The sequence below is a fragment of the Staphylococcus sp. NRL 16/872 genome (assembly GCF_022815905.2).
In the GTDB taxonomy this organism is placed as follows: Bacteria; Bacillota; Bacilli; order Staphylococcales; family Staphylococcaceae; genus Staphylococcus.
In genome coordinates, this window is sequence record NZ_CP119327.1 from 2,296,880 (window position 1) to 2,322,480 (window position 25,601).

Sequence of the window (25,601 nt, forward strand, 5' to 3'; positions counted from 1 at the left end):
AAAAAGAAAAGGAGTAAAAAATTAAAGGTCAAGACGTATCGCCTTGACCTTATCATAACTGTTTATGCTTCAACGTCAGAAGTCGGTTCTTCTTCAGTTGCCTCATCATTACTTTTTTCGCGAATATCATATTTAAATTCGTTACCATCATGGTCGATCATGACTTCTTTACCTTCGATTTGGTTACCTTCTAAGATTAATTCGCTTAAGTTATCTTCGATTGTTTTTTGAATCGCTCTAATTAATGGACGTGCACCATATTCAGGGTCATATCCTTCATCAGCAATTTTCTCTTTAGCTTTATCCGTTACAACGATGTCGATATCTTGTTCTGAAAGACGTTTAGTTAATTTATTAACCATCATTGTTACGATTTCTTTCAATTCATCTTTAGTAAGTTTGTGGAAGACGATAATATCGTCGACACGGTTTAAGAATTCTGGACGGAACGCATTTTTCAATTCTTTCATCATAGTTTTACGAATTGTTTCGTAATCATGGCCCTCAGAACCGCCACCGAAACCAGCGAAACGTTGGTCTTGTAATTCTTGTGCACCTACGTTTGATGTCATGATAATCACTGTATTACGGAAGTCAACTTGACGTCCTTTAGTATCCGTTAAATGACCATCATCAAGTACTTGTAACAAGATGTTAAACACATCTGGATGTGCTTTTTCAATTTCATCGAATAAAATAACTGAATAAGGTTTGCGTCTAACTTTTTCAGTTAATTGACCACCATCATCGTGACCTACGTAACCTGGAGGTGCTCCGACTAAACGGCTCACTGCATGTTTCTCCATGAATTCACTCATATCAACGCGAATCATAGCATCATCTTCACCGAACATTGACTCAGCTAATGCACGAGCTAATTCTGTTTTACCTACACCAGTAGGTCCTAAGAAGATAAAGCTACCAATCGGACGTTTAGGATCTTTCAATCCAGCACGAGCACGACGTACGGCTTTACTAATTGAAGTCACAGCGTCTTTTTGTCCAATGACACGTTGATGCAATGTGTCTTCAAGGTTTAATAAACGATCAGATTCTGTTTCGTTAATTTTAGTTAATGGAATACCAGTCCAGCCAGCGATGACTTCAGCGATATCTTCTTGAGATAATGAAGTAGATTGTCCACCTTGAGATGTTTTCCATTCATTTTTAGCATCTTCGTATTGCTTCTCTAATTTTGTTTGTTTATCACGTAAGTTGGCTGCGTTTTCAAATTCTTGTGCATGAACAGCAGCATCTTTTTCGTTTTTCACTTTTTCAATTTCTTGTTCAATTTCTTTTAAGTTATTAGGTGTTGTATGATTTTTTAATCTTACTTTTGAACTTGCTTCGTCAATTAAGTCTATGGCTTTGTCCGGTAAAAAACGATCAGAGATATAACGGTCACTTAATTTTGCAGCCGCTTCAAGTGCTTCATCTGAAATATTGATGCGATGATGTGCTTCATAGCGATCACGTAAACCTTTAAGAATAGCAATTGTATCTTCTACTGTAGGTTCATCCACTTGAATAGGTTGGAAACGACGCTCTAAGGCTGCATCTTTCTCAATGTTTTTACGGTATTCATCTAATGTAGTAGCACCGATGCATTGTAATTCACCACGTGCTAAGGCTGGTTTTAAAATATTTGAAGCATCGATAGCACCTTCAGCGCCACCAGCACCTACTAATGTGTGTAATTCATCGATGAATAAAATGACGTTACCTGCTTGATGAATTTCTTCCATTACTTTTTTCAAGCGCTCTTCAAATTCACCACGATATTTTGTACCTGCTACAACGGTTCCCATGTCTAATGACATCACGCGTTTATCTTTTAATGTTTCAGGCACTTCGTTATTAACGATAGCTTGCGCTAAACCTTCCGCAATAGCTGTTTTACCTACGCCAGGTTCACCAATTAAAACAGGATTATTTTTAGTACGACGACTTAATACTTCAATCACACGTGTGATTTCTTTATCTCTACCAATGACTGGATCTAACGTACCATCTTTAGCAATTACTGTTAAATCACGTGCTAAGCTATCTAAAGTCGGTGTGTTATTAGATTTATTTACTGTCGCATTTTTATTGCTCATTTCTGGGCTACCTAATGCTTTCACTACTTGTGCGCGTGCTTTTGTAATATTTAAATCTAAATTGGCAAAGACGCGAGCTGCTACGCCTTCATTTTCACGGATTAAACCTAATAAAATATGCTCTGTACCTACGAAGTTATGGTGTAACTTTCTAGCTTCATCCATAGAGAGCTCAATGACTTTCTTCGCTCTTGGTGTGTAATGAAGCGTACCTGTTTGTTCTTGGCCGTGACCAATCAATTTTTCAACTTCTTCAATCACTCTATCTTCAGTAATATTGAAGCTTTCTAACACTTTAGCTGCGATACCTTCAGGTTCTTTCATTAAACCAAGTAATAAATGTTCTGTACCTATATTTGAGTGGTTCAAACGGATTGCTTCTTCTTGCGCATGTGCTAATACACGTTGTGCGCGTTCAGTTAATCTACCAAATAGCATATCGTTCTATACCTCCTATTTTGTATGTTCTCTTAAAATATCTGCTCGTCGTTCATTGACAGATACTGTTTCATCTTCGTCATTATATAAAAATGCGGATTGGATGCTAACCATCAGTTCATTAAACTTAAAATTATTTAACGATAGATAGCCTAAATCCACGCCTAATTTCACTTCACTTAATCGATAAGACGCTTCTTCCATTGATATCATTCGACTATTTTGTAATATACCTAATGAACGATAGATACGATCTAATGTTTCAAGTTCATTATACTGAGTTAAACGTTCACGAATTTGTTTCTCTTCATTAATAATCTGTTGAACAACTTCTGTTAAATTATCAATAATTTCTTCTTCTGTTTTACCAAGTGTTAGCTGATTTGAAACTTGATAAATATGTCCGTAAACTTGTGAACCTTCTCCATATATACCTCGAATCGTAAATCCAAAACGATTAATTGTTTGAGCAATACGATTCATTCTTTTCATAATAGATAAGCCAGGTAAATGAAGCATGACACTTGCTCTCATACCTGTACCTATATTAGTAGGACAAGTCGTTAAATAGCCTAAATGCTCATCGTAGCTTATATCAACCTTTTCATCGAGTTGGTCATCAATTTCAGATGCTTCTGCATATAGCTCATGTAATGACAAATCACTTCCCATTGCTTGAATGCGAATATGATCTTCTTCATTAAGCATGATACTCATCGATTCATTCTCATTTAATAACACTGCTGAGGCAGGTTGTTTAATTAATTCAGGACTAACAAGATGTTTCGCCACAAGTTTCATTTTATTTTGTTGATCCATCGTATCTAATCTCATCAAAGTTAACTCAGGCAATGCATCTTGAACTTCATTAATCACTCTAAAACCTGATTGCTCAGATGGAAACATCAATGGATGGACATGATTTTCTAAATTACGCGCTAAACGAATACGTGATGACATAACAATAGGCGCTTCAGAAGTTTCTTTCATCCATTCACTAATGTGAGCGTTAATATCACTCATGAGGTCCCACCTCGCTCTCATCTCTTAAAGCTTTAATTTCATCTCGTACTACAGCAGCTTCTTCGAAATTTTGGTCTTCTATTAATATATTTAAGTATTTTGTTTTTTCTTCAATTTGTTTTTTTATAGCTAGTTTTTTATGAGAAGATCGAGGTGTTTTGCCTACATGTTCAAATTGTCCACCTTGTACTCGTCTCACAATATCTATAATGTCATCTTTGAATGTCGCATAACAATTTGCACATCCAAATTTCCCTACATGCGCTATATCTTTTAACGTCATATTACATGTTGGACATCGTTTTTCTTCTTGAAAAGCCACTTCATGAAAATTAATCCCGTGTTTGGTAGCAAGATGTTGTAAAATTTGTTTCACCACAAATGCTTCTTCTATATCATCTTGGAACTGGGAATGCGATGACGTAGGTTCATTTTGTTGCCAAGGATTATCTCCTTGAGCACAAATCGAACATACCCACTTTTCAGAAGTGCCTTCTTTACTTTTAACTGTGAGTTTAACCTCTGCTTCATTTAAATGACAATTTTCGCAAAGCACACATAGACACCTCGCTTTTTCTATTAATAGTAATTAATAATTGGTAATAAACGTTTTAAAATATTTGCTCTAATAATATCTCTCGCAACAACATCCATTTTTAAAGTTTCACGATCAACAACAGCTTGTATCATTCGAGCTTCTCTTTCGGTAATCAGATTTTTATCTAACAGACCATCTAAAATGTAATACGCTTGTTGTTGTGAAATAGATGGACCGATAAGTTGCATTAGGTGATTAATATACCCTGTCGCATCTTTATTTTCAATTTTTGTGATTCGGATATAACCTCCGCCACCACGTTTACTTTCTATTTCATAGCCATGTTCATTTGTAAATCTTGTTTTAATGACATAATTTAATTGAGAAGGTACACAGTCGAAACGTTGAGCAATATTTGCTCTTTGGATTTCTACCACATCTTCATTAGTTTCTTCAAATAATTTTTTAATGTATTGTTCTATGATGTCAGACATGTTGTGCATGATTTACCACCTCTTTTGACCTTCTTTGACTATATTATATGAGCATCTTTGACCTTTTTCAACCAATTTGTTTTTATAATTTGAAAAATTATGATGTTACTTAAACTAATTTATTGTATTATATAAGGTAAAGTAAAAATTTAAAGGAGTAGAATCATGCATATTCTTATTGGGATTATAGGGATAATTTTCTTTTTAGCACTTGCATTTTTATTTAGCTCTGACAGAAAAAATATCCGCTGGAAATATGTGGGGATATTGTTAGTCATCCAACTTGTTTTCGCGTTTATTTTATTAAAAACAACAGCAGGCATCACGGTAATCGGTGGTATCTCAGAAGGGTTTAATTACTTATTACAAAAAGCAGCAGAAGGGGTCAATTTCGTATTTGGTGGATTTAAATTTGTAGATCCTAAGAACCCACCATTCTTCTTCAGTGTTTTATTACCAATCGTCTTCATTTCAGCATTAATTGGTATCTTACAATACACTAGAATTTTACCTTGGATCATTAACGTGTTAGGTTTCTTAATTTCTAAAATTAATGGTATGGGACGTTTAGAATCTTACAATGCAGTAGCCGCTGCCATTTTAGGACAATCTGAAGTTTTCATTTCATTAAAACAACAGTTACCTTACATTCCTAAACAACGTTTATACACATTAACAGCTTCAGCAATGTCTACCGTATCAGCATCAATCATCGGTGCATACTTTACATTGATTGAACCTAAATATGTTGTAACCGCCGTTGTCTTAAACTTATTTGGTGGTTTCATTATCGCTTCAATCATTAATCCATATAAAGTTAATGAAGAAGACGACAAATTATTAGTAGATGAAAGTGAAACGAAGAAACAATCCTTCTTCGAAATGTTAGGGGAATACATTTTAGATGGATTTAAAGTTGCTGTTATCGTTGGCGCTATGTTAATCGGTTATATCGCTATCATCGCATTATTAAACGGATTAGTAAGTGGTGCCTTTAGTTTAATATCTGGTGGCGCAATTAAATGGGATTTCCAAACATTAATTGGATTTATCTTTGCTCCATTAGCTTTCTTAGCTGGCGTACCTTGGGAAGACGCTGTCAAATCAGGTTCAATAATGGCAACTAAATTATTATCTAATGAATTCGTTGCAATGCAATCATTAGGTCACTTAAAAGGTGTTTCTGAACATGCGAAAGGTATTACTTCAGTATTCTTAGTATCATTCGCTAACTTCAGTTCAATCGGTATCATTTCAGGTGCCATTAAATCACTTAACTCTGAGAAAGGTGACGTCGTAGCTCGCTTTGGTCTTAAACTATTATTCGGTGCGACATTAGTGTCATTTATCTCAGCAGCAATCGCTGGATTCTTCATTTAATCTAGCGCATAAATAAACCTAGAACGCTTAAGTTCTAGGTTTTTATTTTTTATATTTGAAAAAGGAGACGCCCTTTTTGAGCGCCTTCTCATAATTTATATTACTTAATCATATGATCAATAAAGTATTGTGTCACTCTATAATCATCAGTTAATTCAGGGTGGAACGATACCCCTAAATAGTTTCCTTGTTTAACGGCAACAATCTTGTCACCTACAGAACTTAATACTTCTACACCATCTTCTACGCTAGAAATATGTGGTGCACGAATAAATACACCATCTATATCTTCAGCAATGCCTTTAATATCAAGTTCAGCTTCAAAACTATCAACCTGTCTACCAAATGAATTACGTTCAACAGTAATATCTAATTTTTTTAAATATCCTGCTTCACCTTCAACATCTTTCGCAAGTACAATTAATCCTGCACATGTACCAAACATTGGTAAATCAGATTGTTGTAACTTTTCCTTAAAGCCATAGAGGTCCATAAGTCTTCTTAAAGTGGTAGATTCACCCCCAGGAAGAATTAAACCATCTATTTCATCTAATTGTTCAACCTTTTTCACTGCGATGCCTTCATGACCACTTAATTCGATATGACGAATATGTTCACGCACGGCACCTTGTAAAGCTAATACACCTATTTTCATATCTTACCAACCACGCTCTTGCATACGTTCTTCTAATGAAATTTTGTTCATATCTAAACCTTTCATAGCAGTACCTAATTCAGCTGCTAATTTACCGATTAATTCATAATCTTGGTAATGAGTTGTAGCTTGAACAATTGCTTTAGCAAATTTCTCAGGATCGTCTGACTTGAAAATACCTGAACCAACGAATACACCATCAGCGCCTAATTCCATCATTAAAGCAGCATCTTGAGGTGTTGCTACACCACCAGCCGCAAAGTTAACTACTGGTAAGCGACCATTATCTTTAATTTGTTTTAATACTTCAAATGGTGCACCTAACTCTTTAGCATAAGTCATGATTTCGTCATCATTCATCACTACTAAACGACTTACTTCAGAGTTCACTTTTCTCATATGTCTTACTGCTTCAACAATGTTACCAGTTCCAGGTTCACCTTTAGTACGTAACATTGCTGCCCCTTCGCCAATACGACGTGCTGCTTCACCTAAATCACGGCAACCACAAACGAAAGGTACAGTGAATTGATCTTTTCTTAAATGATATTCTTCATCAGCTGGAGTTAACACTTCTGATTCATCAATATAGTCTACACCCATAGCTTCTAATACACGTGCTTCAGTAATATGACCAATACGTGCTTTAGCCATAACAGGAATAGATACTGCATTCATAACTTCTTCAACAATTTTAGGATTAGCGCTACGTGCTACCCCACCAGCTGCTCTGATGTCAGATGGTACACGTTCTAAAGCCATAACTGCTACTGCGCCGGCTTCTTCCGCAATTTTAGCTTGTTCTGCATTGACAACGTCCATAATAACGCCGCCTTTTTGCATTTCAGCCATTCCTCGTTTAACTCTATCTGATCCTACAATTTTAGACATATAATTTACCCCTTTTCCAATTGATTAAATCCATTTTAAGTTATAAACTGATATTTAAAAAGGTACAATTTATTTATAAAATTAGGGGTCAGTTCAATATGTCTAATAAGCAAACATTATATATTTCTCTCTATGAAAAATTAAAAAACCAGATTATCGAAGGTCAATACCAAGCCAATGATAAATTCCCCTCTAAACGCCAGCTAAGTGAACATTTGTCTTTAAGCCATACTACTATAGAACATGCCTATCAACTTTTGCTGGATGAAGGTTTTATATATTCAAAGCCACGTTCAGGCTATTATGTTTCAGATATTCAAGCACTTCCTATCGTTAATACAAATGATTATCAAATAAGTAATATTAATGAAGAAAAGAGTGAACCTAAATACAAGTATGCTTTTAATTTGGCTGAAATTGATGCGGAGTATTTCCCCCTTCATTTATTTAGAAAATACGCTAAAGAAGTATTCGAAGATAATCAGTTAGCTCTTTTAGAAAAAGGTAACATACAGGGAGAGTTATCTTTAAGACAACAAATAGCTCATTACTTATTTAATAGTCGTGGCGTGTCTTCTCATCCCAAACAAATAATTATAGGCTCTTCAACAGAACAATTATTAAATATGGTCACAGAATTATTAAAAGATTCATCATTCATTATAGAAAAACCCAGTTATCCGCCCATCAAACAAGTATTAGATAAGAAAAATCGTGACTATATCCAAGCTACTGTTGAAAAAAATGGTATAAATACTAATCAAGTCATTCATTCAAATAATGATCTTTTGTATATTACACCTTCCCATCAATTTCCAACTGGTTATGTGATGAATTTAAAAAAAAGAACCCAACTTATTAAGTGGGCCCATCAAAAAGAAGAACGCTATATTATTGAAGACGACTATGATTCAGAATTTAGATATTATGGCAAACCTATCCCTGCCCTACAAAGTTTAGATAGAAATGAAAAAGTAATCTATATTAGTACATTTTCAAAATCCCTATTTCCAAGTTGTCGTATTGCTTATGTTGTGCTCCCAAACAAATTATTGCAAAAATATTATGAATTGCCACATAAAGAAAGTAATACGGTTCCTGTCCATGTTCAGCACATTATTGCTAACTTCATGGCCTCAGGCAGTTTTGAACGGCATTTAAATAAAATGAGAAAAATCTATCGCGAAAAACTAGATTATATACTTAAATGTTTAGAACCTTATAAAGATCAACTACTCATTGAAGGCGCCCTTACAGGTATGCATTTTACTATTAAAGTTGTAAATGGACTTACACTTGAAGAATGTCTAAAAAATGCTGAACAACTAAGTTTAAAATTAAAAGCCTATAATTATGATAATATTTTTCAAAAGCATCCAAAATTTATATTAGGCTTTGGAGGCATACCAAATGAAGAATTAGAAACACATACTGATGTTCTAATTAAAGCGCTAACTATATAAAAAAGAAAGATTAAGTGCAAATTATTTTAATTTCTTATTTGTACTTAATCTTTTTACTCTCTAGCGAAATGTAAATCTGCTACCATCGGCGCTAAGGAACTTTCTTTACTTTGAGACAAGTGCTCGCATCTTTTTTGCTTTGCTATTAAAATTATAATCTAAAAGAATTTTCACGTTATTCATGTTTATCAATGTAATTTTCCAAAACTCTTATTTCTGACTTATATTGCTCAATCCCTATATCAAATGATAATTGTTGAGTTACTGTTATTTTGTTCTTCCATTTTTCATAATCACTTTTTAATTGTTTTATTAATTGTTTCTTATACTCAATTTCTTTTCTAATTATTTCATTTAATTTCTCTTCATTTAAATATTCTCCAAAATATAACCTCATTAAAAAATCAGATTTTCTACTTTCTTTCACAACTTCAGAGAATAGATATTTCAGAAACTCTTCTTCTCCTTCAGAAGTAATACTAAATTCATTTTTATTTGGTTTTCCCTCTTGATAAATTACCTTTTTTTTAATTTTCTCCTCCTTTTCGAGTGCTTTTAAGGTAGGATATATCATTCCAAATGATCCATCAAAAAAATGAGTAAATACAGATTGAAATACTTCATTCAGTTCATAACCAGTTCTTGGCTTTTTATTAAGTAACCCTAATATTACGCCCCTACTCTTCATGCAATCCCTTACTTTCTTTTTTATTTTTTTTAAAAAGCAAACTAATAAATATTGAAATAATAATAAATGGAATAGCTTTAGAAAAAACTTTTAAGTATGCCTCATTTATTTTTCTCTCTGATATCTCCATTATTTTGTTATTAATTTCTTTACCATCTTTATTTATTTGATTTGATTTTTTTGTAACTTCTTTTTTAATTTTATCTAAAATTTCAATTTTCTGACTATTTTTTAAATCGGGGAGTTTCTTTTCGACTTCATTATATTTTTGTTTAATTATACTATCTTGCTTATTTCTAGAAATAAGCGACGAATTATCATTAGTTTTAGAATTGTTATCTATATGTTGACTCACTTTTTTGTAGTATATTTCTTTATCTTTATTGCTTAGATTCAATGTTTCAATTAAATATTTAGAATCTTTTTTAATATTAATTTTAGCCTCATTAGTATATAAAGTTAAAGATGAAATATAAATGGCTATAGCCAATATTATTCCCATTTGGCGAAAAACTCCTATTACTCCTTGTGAGGCTGTTAAATCTTTCCCAACAAAGCTAGAAGCTGCAATAATTGTCAATGGACCTATAATCATACCATAACCCACACCTAATATTATACATCCAACGATTAAATATAAATAGTATTCGTCAGCAGTCATTTTTATAAAAATAAAATATGATAATAAGATTAATAAAAAACCAGTCATTACAACATACTTATTTTCAATCTTTTTAATTATTAAAGAAGAAAAAGGAGTAATTATAAATATCATTGCTGATATTGGTGTAATTAATATTGCAGCTTTTATTTCACTTTTATTATGTAAGATAGTTAAAAAAGATGGTAATATCACCATTACTCCTACTAAAAATATATTACTTAAAATCATCGTGATTGAAGCTGCAGAAAAATTTCTATTTTTAAATAATTTTAAAGATAACATTGGATTTTTACTTTTTATTTGGCTTATTAAAAATAACAATAATATTAATGCAGAAAAAACAAATAATATAATAATTCCTTTTGAATCCCATCCCCATTCTCTAACTTTAATTAAACTAAATGTTAGAGTACCTAGAAATATCATACTTAAAAATGATCCAGTTAAATCTATAGCTTCATCCTTTATTGGTTCTTTTTTAGTTTCCAAATATTGAAAGCTTAATTGTAAACAAATTAAAATTAAAGGGATGTTAATATAAAATATCCATTCCCAATCAAAGTATTCTGTCAATATTCCGCCGAGTGAGGGACCTAAAGCAGCAGCTAGACCTTGAGCAATTCCAATAAAAGCTATTACTTTTTCTTTATTTACTTTACTAACACTTTCTACAGCAATCACCATACTAATGGGAAATACAATAGCTGCCCCTATACTTTGTATTCCTCTATAAATAACAAGCTCAACAAAGTTATGAGATGTTCCGCATAATATTGAACCAATTAAAAAAATTATTAAACCAGTAATATATGATTTATTTCTTCCAAATCTATCGGCTAATCTACTAAGAGGTATTGTAAAAGCTGCAAACACAATAGTATAAATATTCAAAGTCCAAGATACATTATTTAAAGTTGTATTTAAACTTGTTTGTATTTTTGGTAAAGCAATATTCATAATGGTGGTATCCATCATACAAACAAATGTACTTAAACACATCGCTAATACAATTAATTTTATTTTCATTTATAGCACCTCATGTTAGTAATTAATAATTTGATAATTCAGAAAATTAAAATATAAACAATCATATTATACATCTACATATTAATGTCGTAAATAATAATTTAATTAATATCATTTCTGTTTATATGTCTACAAGATGAAATTTAGATGCTCACAGTTTTGTTATTTCATTTTTTAGTGGAACGTAAATCTGCTACCATTTTTGATCCAACACAAAAAAAGAGATTAAACAGCATTATGTTGTTTAATCTCAATATTAGCCTCATCATTAGCCTCATCAATCCGATTTGACATAGAGCCACTAAACATAAACTAGCGCTATAACTTTTATTTTAAGCATAAAAAAAAGAGACCTTACGGTCTCGATATCGGCTCATCGCATCCATACGATTTAATTGCCTGGCAACGTCCTACTCTAGCGGAACGTAAATCTGCTACCATCGGCGCTAAGGAGCTTCCTTTACTTTGAGGCAAGCGCTCGCATCTTTCTTCATTGTCGTCTTTCGCTTGCTCATTTAGCTCAACTAAACTCGCTGCTCTCTTTCCTCAATTCATCAGCTTCAATCGCTTTCTCTTCGTAAAGCTAAATATACGTAAACGTGTTCTAAAACTTTAATTTTAGACATAAAAAAAAGAGACCTTTCGGTCTCGATATCGGCTCATCGCATCCATACGATTTAATTGCCTGGCAACGTCCTACTCTAGCGGAACGTAAATCTGCTACCATCGGCGCTAAGGAGCTTCCTTTACTTTGAGGCAAGCGCTCGCATCTTTCTTCATTGTCGTCTTTCGCTTGCTCATTTAGCTCAACTAAACTCACTGCTCTCTTTCCTCAATTCATCAGCTTCAATCGCTTTCTCTTCGTAAAGCTAAATATACGTAAACGTGTTCTAAAACTTTAATTTTAGACATAAAAAAAGAGACCTTACGGTCTCGATATCGGCTCATCGCATCCATACGATTTAATTGCCTGGCAACGTCCTACTCTAGCGGAACGTAAATCCAACTACCATCGGCGCTAAGGAGCTTAACTTCTGTGTTCGGCATGGGAACAGGTGTGACCTCCTTGCCATTGTCACCAGACAAGTGAATGATTATACATTCAAAACTAGATAGTAAGTAAAGATTTTGCGTCGCAAAACTTGAAAAAATTGATTAAGTCTTCGATCGATTAGTATTCGTCAGCTCCACGTGTCACCACGCTTCCACCTCGAACCTATTAACCTCATCATCTTTGAGGGATCTTATAACCGAAGTTGGGAAATCTCATCTTGAGGGGGGCTTCATGCTTAGATGCTTTCAGCACTTATCCCGTCCATACATAGCTACCCAGCTATGCCGTTGGCACGACAACTGGTACACCAGAGGTATGTCCATCCCGGTCCTCTCGTACTAAGGACAGCTCCTCTCAAATTTCCTACGCCCACGACGGATAGGGACCGAACTGTCTCACGACGTTCTGAACCCAGCTCGCGTACCGCTTTAATGGGCGAACAGCCCAACCCTTGGGACCGACTACAGCCCCAGGATGCGATGAGCCGACATCGAGGTGCCAAACCTCCCCGTCGATGTGAACTCTTGGGGGAGATAAGCCTGTTATCCCCGGGGTAGCTTTTATCCGTTGAGCGATGGCCCTTCCATGCGGAACCACCGGATCACTAAGTCCGTCTTTCGACCCTGCTCGACTTGTAGGTCTCGCAGTCAAGCTCCCTTATGCCTTTACACTCTATGAATGATTTCCAACCATTCTGAGGGAACCTTTGAGCGCCTCCGTTACCTTTTAGGAGGCGACCGCCCCAGTCAAACTGCCCGCCTGACACTGTCTCCCACCACGATAAGTGGTGCGGGTTAGAAAGCCAACACAGCTAGGGTAGTATCCCACCAGCGCCTCCACGTAAGCTAGCGCTCACGCTTCAAAGGCTCCTACCTATCCTGTACAAGCTGTGCCGAATTTCAATATCAGGCTACAGTAAAGCTCCACGGGGTCTTTCCGTCCTGTCGCGGGTAACCTGCATCTTCACAGGTACTATGATTTCACCGAGTCTCTCGTTGAGACAGTGCCCAAATCGTTACGCCTTTCGTGCGGGTCGGAACTTACCCGACAAGGAATTTCGCTACCTTAGGACCGTTATAGTTACGGCCGCCGTTTACTGGGGCTTCGATTCGTAGCTTCGCAGAAGCTAACCACTCCTCTTAACCTTCCAGCACCGGGCAGGCGTCAGCCCCTATACATCACCTTACGGTTTAGCAGAGACCTGTGTTTTTGATAAACAGTCGCTTGGGCCTATTCACTGCGGCTCTTCTGGGCTTGCACCCTAAAGAGCACCCCTTCTCCCGAAGTTACGGGGTCATTTTGCCGAGTTCCTTAACGAGAGTTCGCTCGCTCACCTTAGAATTCTCATCTTGACTACCTGTGTCGGTTTGCGGTACGGGCACCTATTATCTATCTAGAGGCTTTTCTCGGCAGTGTGAAATCAACGACTCGAGGAAACAATTTCCTCTCCCCATCACAGCTCAATCTTAAGAGTGCCGGATTTGCCTAACACTCAATCTCACTGCTTAGACGTGCACTCCAACAGCACGCTTCGCCTATCCTACTGCGTCCCCCCATCGATTAAAACGATGTTAGGTGGTACAGGAATATCAACCTGTTATCCATCGCCTACGCCTGTCGGCCTCAGCTTAGGACCCGACTAACCCAGAGCGGACGAGCCTTCCTCTGGAAACCTTAGTCAATCGGTGGACGGGATTCTCACCCGTCTTTCGCTACTCACACCGGCATTCTCACTTCTAAGCGCTCCACATGTCCTTGCGATCATGCTTCAACGCCCTTAGAACGCTCTCCTACCATTGTCCAAAGGACAATCCACAGCTTCGGTAATATGTTTAGCCCCGGTACATTTTCGGCGCAGTGTCACTCGACTAGTGAGCTATTACGCACTCTTTAAATGATGGCTGCTTCTAAGCCAACATCCTAGTTGTCTGGGCAACGCCACATCCTTTTCCACTTAACATATATTTTGGGACCTTAGCTGGTGGTCTGGGCTGTTTCCCTTTCGAACACGGACCTTATCACCCATGTTCTGACTCCCAAGTTAAATTAATTGGCATTCGGAGTTTGTCTGAATTCGGTAACCCGAGAGGGGCCCCTCGTCCAAACAGTGCTCTACCTCCAATAATCATCACTTGAGGCTAGCCCTAAAGCTATTTCGGAGAGAACCAGCTATCTCCAAGTTCGATTGGAATTTCTCCGCTACCCACAGTTCATCCGCTCACTTTTCAACGTAAGTCGGTTCGGTCCTCCATTCAGTGTTACCTGAACTTCAACCTGACCATGGGTAGATCACCTGGTTTCGGGTCTACGACCAAATACTAAACGCCCTATTCAGACTCGCTTTCGCTACGGCTCCACATTTCCTGCTTAACCTTGCATCAGATCGTAACTCGCCGGTTCATTCTACAAAAGGCACGCCATCACCCATTAACGGGCTCTGACTACTTGTAAGCACACGGTTTCAAGTTCTCTTTCACTCCCCTTCCGGGGTACTTTTCACCTTTCCCTCACGGTACTGGTTCACTATCGGTCACTAGAGAGTATTTAGCCTTAGGAGATGGTCCTCCCAGATTCCGACGGAATTTCACGTGCTCCGTCGTACTCAGGATCCACTCAAGAGAGAATATATTTTCAACTACAGGATTATTACCTTCTTTGATTCAACTTTCCAGATGATTCGTCTAATATATTCCTTTGTAACTCCGTATAGAGTGTCCTACAACCCCAATAAGCAAGCTTATTGGTTTGGGCTCTTCCCGTTTCGCTCGCCGCTACTCAGGGAATCGATTTTTCTTTCTCTTCCTCCGGGTACTAAGATGTTTCAGTTCTCCGGGTCTGCCTTCTGACAAGCTATGAATTCACTTGTCGATAACACGACATAACTCGTGCTGGGTTCCCCCATTCGGAAATCTCTGGATCAACGCTTACTTACAGCTACCCAAAGCATATCGTCGTTAGTAACGTCCTTCATCGGCTTCTAGTGCCAAGGCATCCACCGTGCGCCCTTAATAACTTAATCTAATATAGTTATTAATCTGTGAGTGTTCTTTCGAACACTAGCGATTATTTTTTATGAATTCAAGCTTATTTAAAACTCTATTCACTCGGTTTTGCTTGGTAAAATCTATTTTACTTACTTATCTAGTTTTCAATGTACAATTAAAATAATTTAATGGTGGGCCTGAGTGGACTCGAACCACCGACCTCACGCTTATCAGGCGTGCGCTCTAACCAGCTGAGCTACAGGCCCATTAAATATTTGAATGTAAAATAAACATTCAAAACTGAATACAATATGTCACGTTATTCCATCATCTCTACGAGATGTTCCGAATATATCCTTAGAAAGGAGGTGATCCAGCCGCACCTTCCGATACGGCTACCTTGTTACGACTTCACCCCAATCATTTGTCCCACCTTCGACGGCTAGCTCCAAATGGTTACTCCACCGGCTTCGGGTGTTACAAACTCTCGTGGTGTGACGGGCGGTGTGTACAAGACCCGGGAACGTATTCACCGTAGCATGCTGATCTACGATTACTAGCGATTCCAGCTTCATGTAGTCGAGTTGCAGACTACAATCCGAACTGAGAACAACTTTATGGGATTTGCTTGACCTCGCGGTTTCGCTACCCTTTGTATTGTCCATTGTAGCACGTGTGTAGCCCAAATCATAAGGGGCATGATGATTTGACGTCATCCCCACCTTCCTCCGGTTTGTCACCGGCAGTCAACTTAGAGTGCCCAACTAAATGATGGCAACTAAGCTTAAGGGTTGCGCTCGTTGCGGGACTTAACCCAACATCTCACGACACGAGCTGACGACAACCATGCACCACCTGTCACTTTGTCCCCCGAAGGGGAAAACTCTATCTCTAGAGTGGTCAAAGGATGTCAAGATTTGGTAAGGTTCTTCGCGTTGCTTCGAATTAAACCACATGCTCCACCGCTTGTGCGGGTCCCCGTCAATTCCTTTGAGTTTCAACCTTGCGGTCGTACTCCCCAGGCGGAGTGCTTAATGCGTTAGCTGCAGCACTAAGGGGCGGAAACCCCCTAACACTTAGCACTCATCGTTTACGGCGTGGACTACCAGGGTATCTAATCCTGTTTGATCCCCACGCTTTCGCACATCAGCGTCAGTTACAGACCAGAAAGTCGCCTTCGCCACTGGTGTTCCTCCATATCTCTGCGCATTTCACCGCTACACATGGAATTCCACTTTCCTCTTCTGCACTCAAGTTTTCCAGTTTCCAATGACCCTCCACGGTTGAGCCGTGGGCTTTCACATCAGACTTAAAAAACCGCCTACGCGCGCTTTACGCCCAATAATTCCGGATAACGCTTGCCACCTACGTATTACCGCGGCTGCTGGCACGTAGTTAGCCGTGGCTTTCTGATTAGGTACCGTCAAGACGTGCACAGTTACTTACACGTATGTTCTTCCCTAATAACAGAGTTTTACGATCCGAAGACCTTCATCACTCACGCGGCGTTGCTCCGTCAGGCTTTCGCCCATTGCGGAAGATTCCCTACTGCTGCCTCCCGTAGGAGTCTGGACCGTGTCTCAGTTCCAGTGTGGCCGATCACCCTCTCAGGTCGGCTACGTATCGTCGCCTTGGTAAGCCGTTACCTTACCAACTAGCTAATACGGCGCGGGTCCATCTATAAGTGATAGCAGAGCCATCTTTCACTATTGAACCATGCGGTTCAAAATATTATCCGGTATTAGCTCCGGTTTCCCGAAGTTATCCCAGTCTTATAGGTAGGTTACCCACGTGTTACTCACCCGTCCGCCGCTAACGTCAGAGGAGCAAGCTCCTCGTCTGTTCGCTCGACTTGCATGTATTAGGCACGCCGCCAGCGTTCATCCTGAGCCAGGATCAAACTCTCCATAAAAATTTATGATGTTTGATTAGCTCATAATACTAAATAGTGTTTGTAACTTACAGTTACATTTATTGGAATTAACGTTGACATATTGTCATTCAGTTTTCAATGTTCATTTTCTTCAACACAAGAATTAATTATACTCGCTATTGAATTGAAAGTCAACAACTTTTTTAAAATCTTGAGATATTTGCCACAAAAAAAGACCGAATGGTCAAATGTGGTTGCCTGGCAACGTCCTACTCTAGCGGAACGTAAATCCAACTACCATCGGCGCTAAGGAGCTTAACTTCTGTGTTCGGCATGGGAACAGGTGTGACCTCCTTGCCATTGTCACCAGACAAGTGAATGATTATACATTCAAAACTAGATAGTAAGTAAAGATTTTGCGTCGCAAAACTTGAAAAAATTGATTAAGTCTTCGATCGATTAGTATTCGTCAGCTCCACGTGTCACCACGCTTCCACCTCGAACCTATTAACCTCATCATCTTTGAGGGATCTTATAACCGAAGTTGGGAAATCTCATCTTGAGGGGGGCTTCATGCTTAGATGCTTTCAGCACTTATCCCGTCCATACATAGCTACCCAGCTATGCCGTTGGCACGACAACTGGTACACCAGAGGTATGTCCATCCCGGTCCTCTCGTACTAAGGACAGCTCCTCTCAAATTTCCTACGCCCACGACGGATAGGGACCGAACTGTCTCACGACGTTCTGAACCCAGCTCGCGTACCGCTTTAATGGGCGAACAGCCCAACCCTTGGGACCGACTACAGCCCCAGGATGCGATGAGCCGACATCGAGGTGCCAAACCTCCCCGTCGATGTGAACTCTTGGGGGAGATAAGCCTGTTATCCCCGGGGTAGCTTTTATCCGTTGAGCGATGGCCCTTCCATGCGGAACCACCGGATCACTAAGTCCGTCTTTCGACCCTGCTCGACTTGTAGGTCTCGCAGTCAAGCTCCCTTATGCCTTTACACTCTATGAATGATTTCCAACCATTCTGAGGGAACCTTTGAGCGCCTCCGTTACCTTTTAGGAGGCGACCGCCCCAGTCAAACTGCCCGCCTGACACTGTCTCCCACCACGATAAGTGGTGCGGGTTAGAAAGCCAACACAGCTAGGGTAGTATCCCACCAGCGCCTCCACGTAAGCTAGCGCTCACGCTTCAAAGGCTCCTACCTATCCTGTACAAGCTGTGCCGAATTTCAATATCAGGCTACAGTAAAGCTCCACGGGGTCTTTCCGTCCTGTCGCGGGTAACCTGCATCTTCACAGGTACTATGATTTCACCGAGTCTCTCGTTGAGACAGTGCCCAAATCGTTACGCCTTTCGTGCGGGTCGGAACTTACCCGACAAGGAATTTCGCTACCTTAGGACCGTTATAGTTACGGCCGCCGTTTACTGGGGCTTCGATTCGTAGCTTCGCAGAAGCTAACCACTCCTCTTAACCTTCCAGCACCGGGCAGGCGTCAGCCCCTATACATCACCTTACGGTTTAGCAGAGACCTGTGTTTTTGATAAACAGTCGCTTGGGCCTATTCACTGCGGCTCTTCTGGGCTTGCACCCTAAAGAGCACCCCTTCTCCCGAAGTTACGGGGTCATTTTGCCGAGTTCCTTAACGAGAGTTCGCTCGCTCACCTTAGAATTCTCATCTTGACTACCTGTGTCGGTTTGCGGTACGGGCACCTATTATCTATCTAGAGGCTTTTCTCGGCAGTGTGAAATCAACGACTCGAGGAAACAATTTCCTCTCCCCATCACAGCTCAATCTTAAGAGTGCCGGATTTGCCTAACACTCAATCTCACTGCTTAGACGTGCACTCCAACAGCACGCTTCGCCTATCCTACTGCGTCCCCCCATCGATTAAAACGATGTTAGGTGGTACAGGAATATCAACCTGTTATCCATCGCCTACGCCTGTCGGCCTCAGCTTAGGACCCGACTAACCCAGAGCGGACGAGCCTTCCTCTGGAAACCTTAGTCAATCGGTGGACGGGATTCTCACCCGTCTTTCGCTACTCACACCGGCATTCTCACTTCTAAGCGCTCCACATGTCCTTGCGATCATGCTTCAACGCCCTTAGAACGCTCTCCTACCATTGTCCAAAGGACAATCCACAGCTTCGGTAATATGTTTAGCCCCGGTACATTTTCGGCGCAGTGTCACTCGACTAGTGAGCTATTACGCACTCTTTAAATGATGGCTGCTTCTAAGCCAACATCCTAGTTGTCTGGGCAACGCCACATCCTTTTCCACTTAACATATATTTTGGGACCTTAGCTGGTGGTCTGGGCTGTTTCCCTTTCGAACACGGACCTTATCACCCATGTTCTGACTCCCAAGTTAAATTAATTGGCATTCGGAGTTTGTCTGAATTCGGTAACCCGAGAGGGGCCCCTCGTCCAAACAGTGCTCTACCTCCAATAATCATCACTTGAGGCTAGCCCTAAAGCTATTTCGGAGAGAACCAGCTATCTCCAAGTTCGATTGGAATTTCTCCGCTACCCACAGTTCATCCGCTCACTTTTCAACGTAAGTCGGTTCGGTCCTCCATTCAGTGTTACCTGAACTTCAACCTGACCATGGGTAGATCACCTGGTTTCGGGTCTACGACCAAATACTAAACGCCCTATTCAGACTCGCTTTCGCTACGGCTCCACATTTCCTGCTTAACCTTGCATCAGATCGTAACTCGCCGGTTCATTCTACAAAAGGCACGCCATCACCCATTAACGGGCTCTGACTACTTGTAAGCACACGGTTTCAAGTTCTCTTTCACTCCCCTTCCGGGGTACTTTTCACCTTTCCCTCACGGTACTGGTTCACTATCGGTCACTAGAGAGTATTTAGCCTTAGGAGATGGTCCTCCCAGATTCCGACGGAATTTCACGTGCTCCGTCGTACTCAGGATCCACTCAAGAGAGAATATATTTTCAACTACAGGATTATTACCTTCTTTGATTCAACTTTCCAGATGATTCGTCTAATATATTCCTTTGTAACTCCGTATAGAGTGTCCTACAACCCCAATAAGCAAGCTTATTGGTTTGGGCTCTTCCCGTTTCGCTCGCCGCTACTCAGGGAATCGATTTTTCTTTCTCTTCCTCCGGGTACTAAGATGTTTCAGTTCTCCGGGTCTGCCTTCTGACAAGCTATGAATTCACTTGTCGATAACACGACATAACTCGTGCTGGGTTCCCCCATTCGGAAATCTCTGGATCAACGCTTACTTACAGCTACCCAAAGCATATCGTCGTTAGTAACGTCCTTCATCGGCTTCTAGTGCCAAGGCATCCACCGTGCGCCCTTAATAACTTAATCTAATATAGTTATTAATCTGTGAGTGTTCTTTCGAACACTAGCGATTATTTTTTATGAATTCAAGCTTATTTAAAACTCTATTCACTCGGTTTTGCTTGGTAAAATCTATTTTACTTACTTATCTAGTTTTCAATGTACAATTTTCTATTATTTAGTCAATCGTTTTCATACTTCTTCGTTATCACAAATTCAAATGCTCATTTACGAAAGTAAACTGCGCTTTAAATTCGTTCAACTCATCGTCTGAGAAACGATTTCTTTAAATAATAACTTAAATTTTCAACAATCACAATGAGTTATTATATCAAAATATAACACTTAATGCAATTATCATTTATTTTGAATGTTTGAAATAAACATTCAAAACTGAATACAATATGTCACGTTATTCCGTCATCTCTACGAGATGTTCCGAATATATCCTTAGAAAGGAGGTGATCCAGCCGCACCTTCCGATACGGCTACCTTGTTACGACTTCACCCCAATCATTTGTCCCACCTTCGACGGCTAGCTCCAAATGGTTACTCCACCGGCTTCGGGTGTTACAAACTCTCGTGGTGTGACGGGCGGTGTGTACAAGACCCGGGAACGTATTCACCGTAGCATGCTGATCTACGATTACTAGCGATTCCAGCTTCATGTAGTCGAGTTGCAGACTACAATCCGAACTGAGAACAACTTTATGGGATTTGCTTGACCTCGCGGTTTCGCTACCCTTTGTATTGTCCATTGTAGCACGTGTGTAGCCCAAATCATAAGGGGCATGATGATTTGACGTCATCCCCACCTTCCTCCGGTTTGTCACCGGCAGTCAACTTAGAGTGCCCAACTAAATGATGGCAACTAAGCTTAAGGGTTGCGCTCGTTGCGGGACTTAACCCAACATCTCACGACACGAGCTGACGACAACCATGCACCACCTGTCACTTTGTCCCCCGAAGGGGAAAACTCTATCTCTAGAGTGGTCAAAGGATGTCAAGATTTGGTAAGGTTCTTCGCGTTGCTTCGAATTAAACCACATGCTCCACCGCTTGTGCGGGTCCCCGTCAATTCCTTTGAGTTTCAACCTTGCGGTCGTACTCCCCAGGCGGAGTGCTTAATGCGTTAGCTGCAGCACTAAGGGGCGGAAACCCCCTAACACTTAGCACTCATCGTTTACGGCGTGGACTACCAGGGTATCTAATCCTGTTTGATCCCCACGCTTTCGCACATCAGCGTCAGTTACAGACCAGAAAGTCGCCTTCGCCACTGGTGTTCCTCCATATCTCTGCGCATTTCACCGCTACACATGGAATTCCACTTTCCTCTTCTGCACTCAAGTTTTCCAGTTTCCAATGACCCTCCACGGTTGAGCCGTGGGCTTTCACATCAGACTTAAAAAACCGCCTACGCGCGCTTTACGCCCAATAATTCCGGATAACGCTTGCCACCTACGTATTACCGCGGCTGCTGGCACGTAGTTAGCCGTGGCTTTCTGATTAGGTACCGTCAAGACGTGCACAGTTACTTACACGTATGTTCTTCCCTAATAACAGAGTTTTACGATCCGAAGACCTTCATCACTCACGCGGCGTTGCTCCGTCAGGCTTTCGCCCATTGCGGAAGATTCCCTACTGCTGCCTCCCGTAGGAGTCTGGACCGTGTCTCAGTTCCAGTGTGGCCGATCACCCTCTCAGGTCGGCTACGTATCGTCGCCTTGGTAAGCCGTTACCTTACCAACTAGCTAATACGGCGCGGGTCCATCTATAAGTGATAGCAGAGCCATCTTTCACTATTGAACCATGCGGTTCAAAATATTATCCGGTATTAGCTCCGGTTTCCCGAAGTTATCCCAGTCTTATAGGTAGGTTACCCACGTGTTACTCACCCGTCCGCCGCTAACGTCAGAGGAGCAAGCTCCTCGTCTGTTCGCTCGACTTGCATGTATTAGGCACGCCGCCAGCGTTCATCCTGAGCCAGGATCAAACTCTCCATAAAAATTTATGATGTTTGATTAGCTCATAATACTAAATAGTGTTTGTAACTTACAGTTACATTTATTGGAATTAACGTTGACATATTGTCATTCAGTTTTCAATGTTCATTTCAGAAATTTTATAAATGGTGGAGACTAGCGGGATCGAACCGCTGACCTCCTGCGTGCAAAGCAGGCGCTCTCCCAGCTGAGCTAAGCCCCCATATTATTTAAGAAGTCGGGAAGACAGGATTCGAACCTGCGACCCCTTGGTCCCAAACCAAGTGCTCTACCAAGCTGAGCTACTTCCCGTATGTAATTAAATAAGGTTTGAAATTTTAAATGGCGCGCCCGATAGGAGTCGAACCCATAACCTCTTGATCCGTAGTCAAACGCTCTATCCAGTTGAGCTACGGGCGCTATATTTAAAAGATGGTGCCGAGGACCGGAATCGAACCGGTACGGTGATCTCTCACCGCAGGATTTTAAGTCCTGTGCGTCTGCCAGTTCCGCCACCCCGGCAAAATAATGGAGCGGAAGACGGGATTCGAACCCGCGACCCCCACCTTGGCAAGGTGGTGTTCTACCACTGAACTACTTCCGCATGTGGCTATTAAAATAATCGTATGAGCCATAGAGGATTCGAACCTCTGACCCTCTGATTAAAAGTCAGATGCTCTACCAACTGAGCTAATGGCTCAAAGATGGTGCCGGCCAGAGGACTTGAACCCCCAACCTACTGATTACAAGTCAGTTGCTCTACCAATTGAGCTAGGCCGGCTATTTAGTTAAAATGGTGGAGAATGACGGGTTCGAACCGCCGACCCTCTGCTTGTAAGGCAGATGCTCTCCCAACTGAGCTAATTCTCCAATTTGTAAGCCTGGCAACGTCCTACTCTAGCGGAACGTAAATCCAACTACCATCGGCGCTAAGGAGCTTAACTTCTGTGTTCGGCATGGGAACAGGTGTGACCTCCTTGCCATTGTCACCAGACAACAACTTACTCAATCAATTATACTATCGATTATTTCAACTTTCAATAGTTAATTTTACACTTTGTTAAAATTTCTTTTACAAGCGTTTTACAAAATTAACTTTCGTTTTTGACGACTTTTATATCATATAACATTCAAACGATAATGTCAAACACTTTTTTATTTTTTTAATTAGTTTTTTCATAAAGACTAATTTATTTGTTCTTTTCGAGAACACTCATAATATACTAGCACATGATTCACTCTTTGACTACTCTTTTTTCTTATAATTTCAAATGAATTTTTCACTCTTTTTTACTTATGCTATTATTATTGCACTTTAGACTACTTTAATATTTTTTAATGTTTTCTTAATATTCTTTTCTTTCTTTCAATAAACTCAGAATGTGTTAGCTCACCTTCTTTATAGATCATTAAAAAACGCTATCTACAAAAATGTAAATAGCGTTTCAGTGGTCTATTGCTTATTATTTCTGTCTCATGTATGGGAATAATAATACGTCTCTGATAGATGGTGAGTCTGTTAATAACATAACTAAACGATCAATACCAATACCTAATCCACCTGTTGGAGGCATACCATATTCTAATGCTTCAATGTAGTCTTCATCCATTTCATGTGCTTCATCATTGCCTTGCTCTTTTTCAACAAGTTGAGCTTCAAAACGTTGACGTTGATCAATAGGATCATTTAACTCTGTAAATGCATTTGCATGCTCTCTACCTACGATGAATAATTCGAAACGATCAGTAAATCTTGGATCTTCAGGATTTTTCTTAGCTAATGGAGAGATTTCAATTGGGTGACCATAAATAAATGTTGGTTGAATTAATGTTTCTTCTACTTTTTGTTCGAAGAATTCATTTAAGATATGACCGTATTTCATATTCTCTGTAATTTCAATACCATGTTCTTTAGCTAAAGCTTTAGCTTCCTCATCAGATTTAACTTGATAGAAGTCTACACCTGTCGCTTCTTTAACAGCATCTACAATGTGTAAACGTGTCCAAGCAGATTCTAAGTCGATTTCTTCACCATTATATTGAACTTTTGCTGAACCTAAGACTTCTTGTGCGATATGTCTAACCATTGATTCAGTTAAATCCATGATATCGTGATAGTCAGCATATGCTTCATATAATTCAATCATTGTAAATTCTGGGTTATGGCGTGTTGATACACCTTCGTTACGGAAGACACGACCAATTTCGTAAACTTTTTCAAGTCCACCTACGATTAAACGTTTTAAGTGTAATTCAATCGCGATACGCATGTATAATGTAGCATCTAATGCATTATGGTGTGTGACGAAAGGACGTGCAGCAGCACCACCAGCGATTTGATGCATCATTGGTGTTTCAACTTCTAGGTAACCTCTTTGATTTAAGTAGTTTCTCATTTCTTGAATGATTTTACTACGGTTGATAAATGTACGTGTGCTTTCTTCGTTTGTAATTAGGTCTAAATAGCGTTGACGATATCTTTGTTCAATATCTTGTAAACCATGGAATTTATCAGGTAATGGTCTTAAAGCTTTTGATAACATTGTAAATGATTTAGCTTTTACTGATATTTCGCCTGTATTTGTTTTGAACATTACACCTTCAATGCCAACGATGTCGCCTAAGTCAGCACTTTTCCAAAGATTATCGAAGTCTTCTTCTCCAATTTGGTCTTTACGTACATAAATTTGAATTTGGCCTGTTAAATCTTGAACGTGTGCAAATCCAGCTTTACCTTTACCACGTTTTGTCATTAAGCGACCAGCAATTGAAACATGGCTATCGTCTTCTTTATCATGTAATTCTTCTTTAGAGAATTGATCCCATTGTTCTTTTAATTCACTAGCTGTCGCCGTACGTTCAAAACGTTTACCAAATGGATCGATTCCTAAATCGATTAATTCTTGTAGTTTTTGACGACGGACCTGCATTTGGTCATTCATTTCTTCTGACATAACTTTCTCTCCTTTAGCTTCGTTATTCTTACAAGTCATTCCATTTATTCATTTTGGAAGT

General features: G+C 39.6%; 11 protein-coding genes, 9 tRNA genes and 7 rRNA genes. 2 read left to right on the forward strand and 25 right to left on the reverse strand.

Annotated features, from left to right (window positions below; all coding sequences use genetic code 11):
* Positions 1-62: 62 nt before the first annotated feature.
* The 4 genes from MT340_RS11400 to MT340_RS11415 are packed head-to-tail and all read right to left on the reverse strand — an operon-like array spanning position 63 to position 4,601.
* Positions 63-2,537 (reverse strand): ATP-dependent Clp protease ATP-binding subunit, encoded by a 2,475-nt coding sequence (locus MT340_RS11400; protein ID WP_243590060.1) that lies wholly within the window; start codon positions 2,535-2,537, stop codon positions 63-65.
* 15 nt (positions 2,538-2,552) lie between these two features.
* Positions 2,553-3,560, reverse strand: a complete 1,008-nt coding sequence (locus tag MT340_RS11405) for a protein arginine kinase (protein ID WP_243590061.1) — start codon at positions 3,558-3,560, stop codon at positions 2,553-2,555.
* Positions 3,553-4,116, reverse strand: a complete 564-nt coding sequence (locus MT340_RS11410) for a UvrB/UvrC motif-containing protein (protein WP_243590062.1) — start codon at positions 4,114-4,116, stop codon at positions 3,553-3,555. Before MT340_RS11410 ends, MT340_RS11405 begins: the two co-directional genes overlap by 8 nt.
* Before the next feature lie 23 nt (positions 4,117-4,139).
* The gene (locus MT340_RS11415) at positions 4,140-4,601 is read right to left on the reverse strand and encodes a CtsR family transcriptional regulator (RefSeq protein ID WP_103297547.1); all 462 of its coding nucleotides are present in this window, start codon (positions 4,599-4,601) and stop codon (positions 4,140-4,142) included.
* A 156-nt stretch (positions 4,602-4,757) separates the two neighbouring features.
* Between MT340_RS11415 and MT340_RS11420 the strand changes: the two genes are divergently transcribed.
* Entirely contained in the window at positions 4,758-5,972 is a 1,215-nt protein-coding gene (locus MT340_RS11420; protein ID WP_243603876.1) for a NupC/NupG family nucleoside CNT transporter, read from the forward strand.
* 100 nt (positions 5,973-6,072) lie between these two features.
* Here MT340_RS11420 and pdxT read toward each other — a convergent pair whose 3' ends face one another.
* Complete coding sequence (gene pdxT / locus MT340_RS11425; RefSeq protein WP_243590063.1) at positions 6,073-6,627, reverse strand: pyridoxal 5'-phosphate synthase glutaminase subunit PdxT; 555 nt, start codon at positions 6,625-6,627, stop codon at positions 6,073-6,075.
* Between the two features lie 3 nt (positions 6,628-6,630).
* A complete protein-coding gene (pdxS, locus tag MT340_RS11430; protein WP_243590064.1) occupies positions 6,631-7,518 on the reverse strand; it encodes a pyridoxal 5'-phosphate synthase lyase subunit PdxS in 888 nt (295 codons plus the stop codon).
* 98 nt (positions 7,519-7,616) lie between these two features.
* Between pdxS and pdxR the strand changes: the two genes are divergently transcribed.
* The gene (gene pdxR, locus MT340_RS11435) at positions 7,617-8,981 is read left to right on the forward strand and encodes a MocR-like pyridoxine biosynthesis transcription factor PdxR (RefSeq protein ID WP_243603877.1); all 1,365 of its coding nucleotides are present in this window, start codon (positions 7,617-7,619) and stop codon (positions 8,979-8,981) included.
* Positions 8,982-9,156: 175 nt separating this feature from the next.
* Here pdxR and MT340_RS11440 read toward each other — a convergent pair whose 3' ends face one another.
* From MT340_RS11440 to lysS, 19 genes are all read right to left on the reverse strand, one after another.
* Positions 9,157-9,669, reverse strand: coding sequence for a PadR family transcriptional regulator (locus MT340_RS11440; RefSeq protein ID WP_243590065.1), 513 nt, complete (start codon positions 9,667-9,669; stop codon positions 9,157-9,159).
* A complete protein-coding gene (locus MT340_RS11445) occupies positions 9,659-11,359 on the reverse strand; it encodes an MFS transporter (RefSeq protein ID WP_243590066.1) in 1,701 nt (566 codons plus the stop codon). Before MT340_RS11445 ends, MT340_RS11440 begins: the two co-directional genes overlap by 11 nt.
* A gap of 968 nt (positions 11,360-12,327) precedes the next feature.
* Positions 12,328-12,442: ribosomal RNA gene (rrf, locus tag MT340_RS11450) — 5S ribosomal RNA — on the reverse strand.
* 68 nt (positions 12,443-12,510) lie between these two features.
* Positions 12,511-15,432: ribosomal RNA gene (locus MT340_RS11455) — 23S ribosomal RNA — on the reverse strand.
* Positions 15,433-15,586: 154 nt separating this feature from the next.
* Positions 15,587-15,663, reverse strand: a tRNA-Ile gene (locus tag MT340_RS11460).
* A gap of 95 nt (positions 15,664-15,758) precedes the next feature.
* A 16S ribosomal RNA gene (locus MT340_RS11465) occupies positions 15,759-17,309 on the reverse strand.
* 217 nt (positions 17,310-17,526) lie between these two features.
* Positions 17,527-17,641, reverse strand: a 5S ribosomal RNA gene (rrf, locus tag MT340_RS11470).
* A 68-nt stretch (positions 17,642-17,709) separates the two neighbouring features.
* A 23S ribosomal RNA gene (locus MT340_RS11475) occupies positions 17,710-20,631 on the reverse strand.
* Positions 20,632-21,058: 427 nt separating this feature from the next.
* A 16S ribosomal RNA gene (locus tag MT340_RS11480) occupies positions 21,059-22,609 on the reverse strand.
* A 124-nt stretch (positions 22,610-22,733) separates the two neighbouring features.
* Positions 22,734-22,809 (reverse strand) — tRNA-Ala (locus MT340_RS11485).
* Positions 22,810-22,824: 15 nt separating this feature from the next.
* Positions 22,825-22,898, reverse strand: a tRNA-Pro gene (locus MT340_RS11490).
* Between the two features lie 31 nt (positions 22,899-22,929).
* Positions 22,930-23,006 (reverse strand) — tRNA-Arg (locus MT340_RS11495).
* 13 nt (positions 23,007-23,019) lie between these two features.
* A tRNA-Leu gene (locus MT340_RS11500) sits at positions 23,020-23,108 on the reverse strand.
* Between the two features lie 7 nt (positions 23,109-23,115).
* Positions 23,116-23,190 (reverse strand) — tRNA-Gly (locus MT340_RS11505).
* 23 nt (positions 23,191-23,213) lie between these two features.
* Positions 23,214-23,286, reverse strand: a tRNA-Lys gene (locus tag MT340_RS11510).
* A 5-nt stretch (positions 23,287-23,291) separates the two neighbouring features.
* A tRNA-Thr gene (locus tag MT340_RS11515) sits at positions 23,292-23,367 on the reverse strand.
* A 13-nt stretch (positions 23,368-23,380) separates the two neighbouring features.
* Positions 23,381-23,456: transfer RNA gene (locus MT340_RS11520), tRNA-Val, on the reverse strand.
* Positions 23,457-23,465: 9 nt separating this feature from the next.
* A 5S ribosomal RNA gene (gene rrf, locus MT340_RS11525) occupies positions 23,466-23,580 on the reverse strand.
* Together the 16S, 23S and 5S rRNA genes with 9 tRNA genes alongside form the textbook arrangement of a ribosomal RNA operon.
* Positions 23,581-24,049: 469 nt before the next feature.
* Positions 24,050-25,540: a lysine--tRNA ligase gene (gene lysS / locus MT340_RS11530; RefSeq protein ID WP_243590067.1), complete on the reverse strand. Its 1,491-nt coding sequence runs from the start codon at positions 25,538-25,540 to the stop codon at positions 24,050-24,052.
* Between the last annotated feature and the right edge of the window lie 61 nt (positions 25,541-25,601).